A 12,280-nucleotide genomic window follows, 5' to 3' on the forward strand; every position below is an offset into this window, starting at 1 on the left:
TGCTCACGGTCCCTGTCGGATTCTAATGAAAGTCGGTGTTCAGCAAGGCAAGGGGTGCGTGGGCATACCGTTGAGGCGGGTGCGCCACCACCAGAAAAAGGGTGCTGCAAGAGTGAGGGTTCCGTTATATGTTGCCATGCTGACAGTTCTACAAATAAAGGGGTGTTTTTTAACTTAAAAAAGCCAGCCCTTCGGGAGGCTTTCTTTTTCAATGCGTTTTTTAAGCATCGTTGCGGCTGTTATACACGGCAGGGGAAGGGGTGTCAAGAATTGTTTCTGTGTACAGAAACAATTTTCTCGAAGAGGGAAAGCCTTGTGTTGAAATAAAAGGGAAATTTTGAGATAATCTGACAACTTGTAGAACCGACTTCCAGCGCAACGGCGCAATCCACCCGTACAGGGCTTTCCACGGCAGCTCGGATCCCTTGCCCTTCATCGACAGGGCGACCACGTCGGACCGGCATGAACCATGCCCGGAAAGCCAATCCAGATGATGTGACATACCCAGGCAGCCACCTTTTGCTGCGGTCGTTTTTCCCCGAAAATCCGTTCGTCTTATTATGGTCCAGTTACGCTTTTATTCCTGCATACCCTGCCGGGCGATGCGATACCACGGAACCCGCATGTTTTCGTCCGGCTTGCAATGAGTCGCTTCGGCACGGGGTTTGTGCCGAAGGAATCAGGACGTTAACCCATATTACCTATGGCAGGGGTGCGCTCCCCTGACCGTACCCCATGGACAGACACGATGAAACTTTTTGATGGCATGCGTCTCATGAACACCCAGGAAGCGCTTCAGGCGTCGGTGATCCATCACCTGAGGTACACCCTGGGCCGGGATTGGAAAAAAGCCTCCGTTCGGGACCTGTACTGGGCGGTCTCCCTGTCGGTGCGGGATCGGCTGTTCGAGCGGCTTTTTGAAACAGAAAAACGTTACAGCCAGGGGCGGGTCAAGCGGGTCTACTATCTTTCCATGGAGTTTCTCATGGGCCGGGCCCTGGGCAACAACCTCTGCAACCTGAAGCTCTACGATACCTTCAAATCGGCCCTGGAAGAGATGGGAGTGGATTTGGATGAGGTTCAGGAGTGCACCACGGACGCAGCCCTGGGCAACGGGGGGCTGGGGCGACTGGCTGCCTGTTTCCTCGATTCCATGGCCACCCTGGGCATTCCCGGCTACGGATACGGGATCAACTACGAGTTCGGTCATTTCAGGCAGCAGTTCTGCAACGGGTACCAGCGGGAGGCGTCGGACAACTGGTTGAAACGGGGCAACCCCTGGCAGATTTCGCGGCCGGAAGAGGCGTGCCTGGTGCCGTTTTTCGGACGCATCGACCACACCCGCGATAAAAAGGGGGACTACAACCCCATGTGGCGGGACTGGGAGATGGTGGTGGGGGTACCCTTTGACATGCCCATCGTGGGATACGGCGGGGATACGGTGAACATCCTGCGTCTTTTTTCCGCCAAGTCGTCGGAGGAGTTCGACGTGGAGATCTTCAACGACGGGGATTACCACGAAGCGGTGAAGAACAAGATCTCCTCGGAGAACATCTCCAAGGTGCTCTATCCCTCGGATTATTTCCACGCAGGACGGCTCCTGCGCCTGGTGCAGGAGTATTTCTTCGTGGCCTGTTCGATCCGCGACATCTCCCAGACGTTTCTGCGCAACTACGATAACCTTGATTTGTTCCCGGAAAAGGTTGCCATCCAGCTCAACGATACCCATCCGGCCCTGGCCATTGCCGAGTTCATGCGGTTCCTCGTGGACGAAAAGGCGCTGCCCTGGGAGCGGGCCTGGTCCATTACGGAGCGGACCTTCGGCTATACCAACCACACCCTGCTGCCCGAGGCCCTGGAAAAGTGGCCGGTGAGCCTCATGGAGTTCGTGGTGCCCCGCCATCTCCAGGTCATTTACGAAATCAACCGGCGTTTCCTGGAAGAGATCACCCTGAGGTGGCCCGGGGACGAGAACCTGGTGCGGAACGTCTCCCTTATCGAAGAGGGGGAGGAGAAGCAGGTGCGCATGTCCCACCTTGCCATGGTGGGGAGCCACTCGGTGAACGGGGTGGCCGCCCTGCACACCGAACTGCTCAAGAACCACCTGCTGCCGGATTTTTACAGGCTCTGGCCGGAAAAATTCAACAACAAAACCAACGGGGTGACCCCGAGGCGCTGGCTGCTCAAGGCCAACCCCGGCCTTGCCTCCCTGATCACCGAGACCATCGGCGACGGGTGGATCCGCGACCTGCATAAGCTTCAGGCCCTTGAAACCTGGGCCGAGGATGCCGGGTTCCTGGATAGGCTCATGCAGGTGAAGCGGGCGAACAAAGAGAAGCTGGCCGCCCTTATCTGGAGCGACACCACCATAAGGGTGGACCCGGATTCGCTGTTCGATGTCCATGCCAAGCGGATCCATGAGTACAAGCGGCAGCTTTTGAAGGCCCTTCACATTGTGCACCAGTACCTGATGATCACCGAGGACGATAAATGCCCCGAGGTGCCCCGCACCTTTGTGTTCGCGGGAAAGGCGGCCCCGGGGTACCAGGTGGCCAAGCAGATTATCAAGCTGATCAACAGCATCGCTTCGGTGGTGAATGCCCACCCCAAGGCCCGCAGGTTTTTACGGGTGGCCTTTGTGCCTGATTACCGGGTGAGCGTGGCGGAAACGATTATCCCCGGAGCTGATCTGAGCGAGCAGATCTCCACGGCAGGCACCGAGGCATCGGGAACGGGGAACATGAAGTTTGCCATGAACGGGGCGCTTACCGTGGGCACCTGTGACGGGGCCAACATCGAGATCATGAACGAGGTGGGCCGGGACAACATCTTCATTTTCGGCCATGATGTGGCCGGGATCCGTGCTCTGCGCGAGGGCAGGGAATACAATCCCTGGGACATCTACGAAAACGATCCGGCCGTCAAGCGGATCCTCGACGCCTTCACCGGGAACCTTTTCTGCCCCAAGGATCCCGGCTTGTTCACCTGGATTTTTGAGCACCTGCTCTACGGTCGGGACATGTATTATCACCTGGCCGATCTCTCGTCTTACCTGTTAATCCAGCAGGAGGTGGACCGCTGCTTTCTCGATACGCGAAAGTGGGCCGGGCTTGTGGTGAAGAATATCGCCCACACCGGAACCTTTTCAAGCGATCGCACCATCCTGGAGTACGCCCGGGACATCTGGGGGGTGAGCCCTGCCCAGTAACCTGATGTGTCCCGCGTTATTGCCCGTTTTTTTGTGGACTCGCCCAACGGGCCGAGCCGTCACCCCGTTCACCTTCAACCTGTCGATCCCGCGACCAAACGCTCCGCATCCGAGGCTGTTATGAATCCATCCGGTACAAGGAAATCGGTCGGTCCGCTGACCCAGACACCGACACCCGGCAGTTCCCTGGTACGCTACGAAGGAGAGATCCTTGTCTTTGATCTCTGCCTGGGCGAGGGGGAAGGCGGGGAGGGGGTGGTGCGCACAAACCTGGGGTTCACCGCACCGGAGGTGGAGGAAGCCTGCCCCGCGTACCCGGAAAACGCCTGGCGGGACATTCCCATGCTTCCAGCGGGCAAGGGCCGCTTTGTCCTCACCCTGCCGGTGACCGAAGCCGGGTACTTTGAGGCAACCTGCTGCGTGAAGCAGCCGGGGGGGATCCTCTGGGTGGAGGGCAGCAACGTGAAGATTCATGCCAAGCCCGCCGCCACATGCTGCTCCGCCATTATATATAACGCGTTTTTACGGCAGTTCGGCCCCTCCATGCTTCTTGAGCAAGAGGCATCGGAGCCCTGTGCCGAGGCCACAGCCCGTTTGGAGAGGGAAGGCCACACCGTGATCCCTCCGTCCGGGACCTTCCGGTCTTTTGCGCGTCACCTCGATTTTATCATCGGCAGGCTTGGCTGCAACGTGATCCAGCTCCTGCCGGTGAACCCTTTGCCCACCACCTTCGGAAAGATGGGGCGTTTCGGCAGCCCGTACGCCGCCCTGAGTTTTACAGGTGTGGAGCCCTCTCTGGCTGAATTCGATCGCAAAAGGACCCCTGTGGAGCAGTTCACGGACCTGACGGACGCCATCCACGAACGGGGCGCAAAGGTGATCCTTGACCTGGCTGCCAACCATACGGGCTGGGCTGCCTGGGTCCACGAAGCACATCCGGAGTGGCTGCTCCGCAGGGCCGACGGCGAGATCGTCTCCCCGGGTGCCTGGGGGGTGATCTGGGCGGACCTTACGGAACTGGATCACTCCAGCCCCGGGGTGGCCGACCACCTCACCGAGGCCTTTCTCACCTGGTGCCACCGGGGCGTGGACGGGTTCCGGTGCGATGCCGGGTACATGATCCCCCCGCGGATCTGGATCCAGGTGGTACGCACGGTGAGGGCAGCCTATCCCCATACCATTTTCCTGCTGGAGGGTCTGGGCGGGGGCATCGACGCCACCCGGGAGATCCTTGGGCGTTGCGGGTTTGACTGGGGCTACTCCGAACTCTTCCAGAACGAAGACAAAAGGGCCGTTGAAAATTACCTCCGGGAACTTGCCGGGATCTCTCGGGAGGACGGCCTCCTGGTCAATTTTGCCGAGACCCATGACAACAATCGCCTGGCCGCAGTCTCCTCGTGCTACGCCCGCCACAGGACCGCCCTGTGCGCTCTTCTCTCCTGCAACGGCAGCTTCGGGTTTGCCAACGGGGTGGAGTGGCTGGCCACGGAGAAGATCGACGTGCACGGGTCCTCGGGGCTCAACTGGGGGAGCCGGGAGAACCTGGTGGACCACCTGGCGCGTCTCGCAACGATTCTGAAGCACCATCCCTGTTACCACGAAGGCACGGAACTTTCGGTGCTGGACTCCGCATCCGAGGAAGCCGTGGTGGTGCGTCGAGACCATGACGCAACGGGCAAAAGCCTCTGGGTGGTGGCCAACACCGACTGCAGGGCACCGGCCAAGGCGTCCTGGGTGGCCGATACGTTGTCGCGGGGGCCGTTCTGGGACCTGCTCACCGGGAAGAGGGCGGTTGTCACCGCGCGGGCCGGAGGGGTTGCCCTGGACCTGGCTCCTGGGGCGGTGCTCTGCCTGACACCGGACGCAGGGGACGTGGAGGCCGTGGCCACCCATGGCCGGGCTCCCTCGGTGTGGCCTGAGCACCTGCACCGAAAGATTCTTGCGGCGGCCTGCCTGAAGGTTCACACCTTTTACCATGGCCTCACGGACTGTTCGGATTTTTCCATTGATGACGCTGTGGGGCACTTTACCCGGGACCCAGAAGGGTACCTGAGGCGTGAAAACCCCTTTTCCATGGAGACGCGGACCGTGGTGTGGCGCTGGCCCATGGACCGGCACCGGGAGGTGATGGTGCCCCCCGATCATTTTCTGATGGTGTGTTGTGCCCATCCGTTCCGGGTGGTGCGGGAGGTGGGGACAGAGACCTGCGGTGCGGAGACGGGGATCCGCCTTCCCTCCGGGGAGGTGACCGCCCTTTTCATGCCGAGGCGGGACAGGGGGGAAACTGAGCACGGACAGCTTTGCCTGACCCTTTACGCCCCCGACGGGATACACAACGGAAACGGCGGCATCCGTTACCTCACCGCCCGGGAGCCCAAGCACCTTCCTCTCCAGTTTGCCCGTGGGGACCGTCCTTTTCCCTCCATCGTCATCGGCTCCAACGGCAGAGGGGCGCTGGTTCGCGTACCCGTTGAGAGGGAACGCCTGACAAGCAAGTACGATGCGCTGCTGGCGGCAAACCTCAATCCGGCGTGCCCCGAAGACCGGCGGGTGGTCTGGACGCGGTGTCGGGCCTGGGTGACCTACGGCGGCTTCTCCTTTCCCCTGGCCCTGGAGTACCTGGAGAGGTTCAGGACGGGCAAGGGCATGGTGGGGCTCTGGACCTACCTGGTACCGGTGGGCAACGGCAAGCTGGTTCAGGTTGAGATGCGCATCGAAGGTGTGGAAGGGGAGAACCGGACCCGCCTCTGCTTTCGCCGGACAGCGGCTCCCTTTGCCCGGATGCTTGAGCCCGATGAACCCGTGGGCCTGATTCTGAGACATGATATCGAGGACCGCAGCTTTCATCACACCACCAAGGCGTACACCGGCCCGGAAACCCAGTGGCCGAGCAGGATCGTTTCGGAAAAAAGAGGATTTTTCTTTGACCTGGCAGGGGGGCACCGGTTTGCCCTGACCTTGAGTGACGGGAGCTATCACGCATTGCCCATATGGGACTACATGGTGCCTCTGCCCCTGGAGCAGGAGCGGCTCTCAGGGCCACCACCGACCTTTTCAGTCCCGGGTACATGGAGACCATGCTCTGCCAGGGAGACGGCACGGTGGTGGACGGTCAGGTGGTGCCGAGGGCTGTGGGGGAGGCCGCTTCGACACTCTATTCACGGGCGGGGCCTGTGATGGATGACGGCGAGCTTGAGCTTACCCCCGATGCGTTGATGGAACGTTCCCTTTCCGCATACCTGGTGCACCGGGAAGGGCACAAATCGGTGATTGCCGGGTTCCCCTGGTTCCTGGACTGGGGGCGTGATTCCCTCATCTGCGTGCGGGGACTGCTGGCGGCGGGGCATCACGAAGACGCTACGGCCGTGTTGACCCAGTTCGGGCAGTTCGAGGAGAAGGGGACCCTGCCCAACATGATCCTGGGGAGGAACACGGGCAATCGGGATACCACCGACGCGCCCCTGTGGTTTGCCGTGGCGGCCTTTGAAGCGGCCGAGGCCGTCGGAGACGAGAGTTTTTTTGAGCTGGACATGGGGGGGCGCTCCTTGCGGGAGATCCTGCTCTCCATTGCCCGGCACTATTCAGATGGTACCCCCAACGGCATTGTCACGGATCCCTTGTCCGGCCTGGTCTTCAGTCCCGCCCATTTTACCTGGATGGACACCGACCATCCTGCGTGCACGCCCCGGTCCGGGTACTGCATTGAAATTCAGGCCCTCTGGTACCGGACCCTCGTGGGGCTGGGACGGATGGACAGGGAGGGAGGAGCAGCCTGGCTGGCCCTGGCGCGAAATGTTCAGACGTCGGTCCTGGATCTGTTTACATGCGCCGCCACAGGGGCGCTCAGCGATTGCCTGCATGCGGAAACGCCCGTGCCTGCGGTGCAGGCTGCGGCTGACGACCACCTGCGTCCAAACCAGCTTTTGGCCGTTACCCTGGGGGTGGTGGAGGACCCGGTCCGGGCCCGAAAGGTGGTGGAGGCCTGCAGGGAGCTGGTGGTACCGGGAGCGATGCGAAGCCTTGCGGACCGGCATGTGGCTTATCCCCTGCCCCTTACCTGGGAAGGCTTGCCCCTCAACGATCCCCATCGCCCCTACCAGGGAGTGTACCAGGGGGATGAAGAGCGGGAGCGGAAACCCGCGTACCACAACGGCACCGCATGGGGGTGGCTGTACCCCCTCTTTTGCGAGGCCTGGTTTTGCGCCTTTGGGGATGGGGGGCGAAAAACAGCCCTCTCCCTGCTTCATGAACCACTGCATCAGGTCCTGACCGGGTGCTACGGCCATCTTCCGGAGATCATGGATGGCAACGCGCCCCACGTCCCTCGTGGCTGCGACGCCCAGGCCTGGAGCGTCAGTGAGTGGCTCCGGGTCAAGACTCTGCTCAGCAGCGATTGACACCTTTATTATCAGGGGGCCGGGACCTCACCGGAGGTTTTCGGCCCCGTTGCCCAGGAGGATATGGTTTGACCAACCTTTGCTTGAATGCTGCCCCTGCGCATCGCCACTATCGGCAGGGCGGTTTCCAAAACGTGATTCCAAACCCATTGCCCAGGTGGCTTCCTTCGCCGCCGCCGGAGAAAACCAACATGCCCACATCTCGGAATAAAACGCCCCGGGTGCTTATTGTTACGCCAGAGATTACATACCTTCCCGCAGGCATGGGGGAGGGGGCGGACAAAATGCACGCCAAGGCCGGGGGGCTGGCGGATGTCTCGTCTTCCCTTATTCGGGCGCTTTACGAACAGGGGGGAGATGTGCGCATGGGTAACTCCCAACTACCGGGCGATTTTCAGGGATCAGTTGCGAAACGATTTTGACGAGGAGGTGGATCGGATCCGGAACTCCATCACCAGCGATCGGATCCATCTGGCCGAAGACAGGGCTTTTTTCTACCTCGATCAGATCTATTCGGGGTACAACGGGGAAGACGTGAAGATCTCTCTGGCCTTTCAGCGTGAGGTGATCAACAACGTGATCCCGAGGGTGAAACCGGACCTTATCCATTGCAACGACTGGATGACCGGACTGATTCCCGCCATGGCAAGGCGGGTGGGGATTCCCTGCCTGTTTACCCTGCACAATGTCCACAGCAGGGAGACGGTGATGGCAACCATCGAAGACCGGGGCATCGACACGGCGGATTTCTGGCAGCACCTGTATTTTACCCGGCCCCCCGGGAACTACGAGGCATCCCGGGACACCATCCCCGTGGATTACCTGGTGAGCGGGGTGTTTGCATCCCATTATGTCAACACGGTGAGCCCCACCTTTTTCCGTGAGATTGTCCATGGCGGACACGACATGGTCACAAGCCAGCTTCGGCAGGAGCTGGCCAACAAGTGGCACGCGGGATGTGCCGCCGGGATCCTGAACGCCCCGGACGACACCTGCGACCCGGAGACCGACACGGCCATTTTCAGGAATTATACCGCGGAAAGCCATAAGGCGGGCAAGCGCTCCAACAAGATCCATCTCCAGGAGAAACTGGGCCTCACGCCGGATCACAGGGCGCCCCTCTTTTTCTGGCCGTCCCGGCTGGATCCTTTGCAGAAGGGGTGCGGTCTCCTTGCGGAGATCCTCTACGAGACCCTGTCCCACTACTGGCATGACGGCATGCAGGTGGTGATGGTGGCCGACGGGGCCTTTAAACCCCATTTTGAGAGGATCATCCGGACATTTAACCTGCAGTCCAGGGTGGCTCTGGCTCCTTTTGAGGAGACCCTTTCCCGGCTGGCCTATGCGGCGTCGGACTTTCTCTTCATGCCGTCAAGGTTCGAGCCGTGCGGCCTGCCCCAGATGATCGGTCCCCTGTACGGCACCCTGCCCGTGGCCTGCGACACCGGCGGAATCCACGACACCGTCACCCATCTCAATGCCGAGGAGGGAACGGGCAACGGGTTTCTGTTTAACTCCTACGACTCTTGCGGCCTGCGCTGGGCCGTTGATGAGGCCATGGCCTTCTGGCGGAAACCCGAGGCCTTCAAACGGTCCCAGATTGTCCGCATCATGGATGAGAGTCGCAGGACCTTCAATCACACCGTAACGGCGAACAGGTACATTGACCTTTATGAGACGATGCTTGAACGGCCCTTTATTGTGTAGCGAAACGGGAAACGGGTACAGCTGTACGGGCCTGGACCATGCCGGAGAACTGGCCGCGACCCTCATCAGCCTGGATCCCTGGCTGAAACCCTACGGATCGGTACTGGTGAGACGCCTGGAGAAGGTGAGCCTTGCCCAAAAGCTTCTGTCCCGGCACGGGAGCCTGAGGGATGCTGCCGATACCCACCTTGTCTATGGCCCGAGGTACGAAGGGGGCTCCTGGCGTATCGGGGAGTGGGCGCCAAATGCCACGGCCGTGTATCTTGTGGGGACCTTTTCCCAGTGGCAGGAGAGGCCCGAGTATGCCCTTACGCGCCGATACGGGTCGGATATCTGGGAAATCACTCTTCCCGAAGAGGAGATGCCCCACGGCACCCTGTTCCGATTTCGTATCCACTGGGAAGGGGGCGCAGGAGACCGCATCCCGTCCCATGCCCATCGGGTGGTTCAGGATCCCGAGACCCTTCTTTTCAACGCCCAGGCATGGCGCCCGGAGCCCTATGTGTGGCGGAACCGGCCCATGATCGAAGAGGGCGTCCCCCCCCTGGTGTACGAAGCCCATGTGGGCATGGCCGGGGAGAAGGGCGACGTGGCCGGGTTCGACCATTTCACGGATCATGTGCTGCCTCGCATCAAAAAGGCGGGATACAACACGATTCAGCTGATGGGGATTCTGGAGCATCCTTATTACGGGTCCTATGGGTACCACGTGACCAGTTACTTTGCCGTCTCGTCCCGGTTCGGAACCCCCGAGGCCTTTATGCGCCTTGTGGACACCGCCCACGGCATGGGGATCCGGGTGATCATCGATCTGGTTCACTCCCACTCGGCGGGCAACGAGGTGGAGGGCTTGAGCCGCCAGGACGGCACCTCTCACCTCTACTTTCACGACGGCAGCAGGGGGCACCACGAGGGGTGGGATTCACGCTGTTTTGATTATGGGAAAGAGGGAGTGGTCCGGTTTCTGCTTTCCAATTGCCGGTACTGGCTGGAGACGTATCGCCTGGACGGGTTCCGGTTTGACGGTGTCACCAGCATGCTTTACCACCACCGGGGCATGAGCCGGTGCTTTACGTCGTATGACGACTACTACGGGGACGAGGTGGACGAGGAGGCGCTGGTCTATCTTTCCCTTGCCAACCGGTTGATCCACGAGATCCGTCCCTCGGCCCTTTCCATTGCCGAAGATGTGAGCGGCATGCCGGGCCTGGCCCTTCCCCGGGAGCTCGGGGGAACCGGGTTTGACTATCGGTTTGCCATGGGACTCCCCGATCTCTGGACCAAGCTGGTAGAAATGTACCGATGAGTCCTGGAACCTCGACACGATCTGGTACGAGTTGACCAACGGGCGCCACAGGGCCTCTGCCATGAGCTATGCCGAATCCCACCAGGCCCTGGTGGGACCGAACCATTCGCATGGCCGGGGCCGCCATGTACGATCACATGGGAAAAGACGACACCGATCCGCTCATCGAGCGGGCCATGGCCCTCCACAAGATGATCCGCCTCATCACCTTTGCAACGGCCAGCGGCGGGTATCTTAACTTTATGGGCAATGAGTTCGGCCACCCGGAGTGGATCGATTTTCCCCGCCACGGCAATGACTGGTCCGGTCATTATGCCAGGCGGCAGTGGAGCCTGGTGGACAACCCGGACCTGAAATACCCATTTCTGGCAAGCTTTGACCGGGCCATGACGGCCCTTATTCAAGATGGCGGTCTTTTTGGCGAGGCCCCCATCCGGCTCCTGGGGATTTCGCGCATAAAAAAATGGCTCGCCTTTGAAAGGGGAGCCATGGTCTATATCTTCAACTTTCATCCCACCGAGTCCTGGGTGGACCATCCCGTGCCCGTGAGCCCCGGTGATTACAACATGCACCTGAACAGCGACGCCCGTCGTTTCGGCGGCCAGGGCCGCATCGAAGAGGAGCAGCGTTTCTTTTCGTTCCCCGACGCCAAGGGCGGGCACCTGATTTATACCTATTTGCCCGCCCGGACGGCGATGGTGCTTAAAAAGCAGGAAAAAAGGTCATAGGTTATGGGGCATAGGCCTGTGACCTGTTTTCCTATGACCTATTTACCTGTTACTTATGCATCGGCGTCCGCGGAATCGTCTTGGCCTTGAGGTCCAGCTCCAGGTGTTTGATCCCTTCGATGCCGCAGGTCAGGGCGCGGATGTCCCGTTTCTTTTTGGGGATCTGTGCCACGGGCGGGTCCATGGTGATGACCACGTTGCCGTTGTGGGATGCCACTTTGGCTTCGCTGTATTTCTGGACGATGGCTGCCTTGACCGTGGCCGTCAGGGCCATGTCGCTCAGCTGTTTTTCCGCTTCTTCGGTATCTTTGAAGGACTCTTTTTCAAGGGTGTGGCAGATGATGTCCACGCAGTCATCCACAGAGATGCGCTCTAAGTTGATGACCATGTTGTAGAGCTCCGGGTCCCGGGTATCCATCTTGTACAGGGATGAGCACCAGTTGTAGCGCTCCTTGTCTTCCTGGAGAACACGTTTTCTCGCCACGTTTTCAGGCACGTCTTCCCGCTCCATCTCCTCTTTGATTCTGTTTTCCATGCTGTCGATGATTTTCACCTTCAGGACATGGGGAACCCTCTGGACGAAAAAATGCCCCACAATGCCGTGGTAGACAATGGAGCCTTGTTTCAGGTTATTCAAAAGGGCCGTCCGGAAAAAGGCGATGTACCGTTCCTTGCCGTTGGACAGTCGCTCAAAGATGGTGGGGCTGTCGTGGATGGCCTTGGCGAGCTTGATTTCCGGAACATTGTACTGTTCGGATGCCTCGAGGATTACCTCCCTGGACATGCAGGTGTGGCCGAGCCTTTCGGCAATGCGTTCCGCGATAAGTTTGCGTTTTATTTGGGATGTACTGGACAGGGTAACAATGGGCATTGTGCGTCTCCAAGGGTCAGAAATGAGTTTGCTTGTCTATCAAGGGGCGCATCATAGGCGCGG

8 protein-coding genes are annotated in these 12,280 nt (G+C 60.0%); 6 read left to right on the plus strand and 2 right to left on the minus strand.

Going from position 1 to position 12,280, the window contains the following annotated elements; translation table 11 throughout:
* Positions 1–220: 220 nt before the first annotated feature.
* Positions 221–502 (minus strand): hypothetical protein, encoded by a 282-nt coding sequence (locus tag ACOYW2_RS06505; protein ID WP_482769836.1) that lies wholly within the window; start codon positions 500–502, stop codon positions 221–223.
* Positions 503–748: 246 nt separating this feature from the next.
* Here ACOYW2_RS06505 and ACOYW2_RS06510 point away from each other — a divergent pair, with 246 nt between their 5' ends.
* From ACOYW2_RS06510 to ACOYW2_RS06535, 6 genes are all read left to right on the plus strand, one after another.
* A complete protein-coding gene (locus ACOYW2_RS06510; RefSeq protein WP_482769837.1) occupies positions 749–3,208 on the plus strand; it encodes a glycogen/starch/alpha-glucan phosphorylase in 2,460 nt (819 codons plus the stop codon).
* 120 nt (positions 3,209–3,328) lie between these two features.
* Complete coding sequence (locus ACOYW2_RS06515; protein ID WP_482769838.1) at positions 3,329–6,385, plus strand: glycogen debranching enzyme N-terminal domain-containing protein; 3,057 nt, start codon at positions 3,329–3,331, stop codon at positions 6,383–6,385.
* Positions 6,286–7,605 (plus strand): amylo-alpha-1,6-glucosidase, encoded by a 1,320-nt coding sequence (locus tag ACOYW2_RS06520; protein ID WP_482769839.1) that lies wholly within the window; start codon positions 6,286–6,288, stop codon positions 7,603–7,605. Before ACOYW2_RS06515 ends, ACOYW2_RS06520 begins: the two co-directional genes overlap by 100 nt.
* A 357-nt stretch (positions 7,606–7,962) precedes the next feature.
* Positions 7,963–9,312, plus strand: a complete 1,350-nt coding sequence (locus ACOYW2_RS06525) for a glycogen synthase (protein ID WP_482769840.1) — start codon at positions 7,963–7,965, stop codon at positions 9,310–9,312.
* Positions 9,290–10,618, plus strand: a complete 1,329-nt coding sequence (locus tag ACOYW2_RS06530; protein WP_482769841.1) for an alpha-amylase family glycosyl hydrolase — start codon at positions 9,290–9,292, stop codon at positions 10,616–10,618. Before ACOYW2_RS06525 ends, ACOYW2_RS06530 begins: the two co-directional genes overlap by 23 nt.
* 68 nt (positions 10,619–10,686) lie before the next feature.
* On the plus strand, positions 10,687–11,346 hold the full coding sequence (locus ACOYW2_RS06535; protein ID WP_482769842.1) for an alpha amylase C-terminal domain-containing protein: 660 nt from the start codon (positions 10,687–10,689) through the stop codon (positions 11,344–11,346).
* A gap of 49 nt (positions 11,347–11,395) precedes the next feature.
* Here ACOYW2_RS06535 and ACOYW2_RS06540 read toward each other — a convergent pair whose 3' ends face one another.
* Entirely contained in the window at positions 11,396–12,217 is an 822-nt protein-coding gene (locus tag ACOYW2_RS06540; RefSeq protein ID WP_482422221.1) for a cytidylate kinase-like family protein, read from the minus strand.
* Positions 12,218–12,280 lie beyond the last annotated feature (63 nt).

It is taken from the genome of Desulfoluna sp. CLI2B, assembly GCF_056847375.1.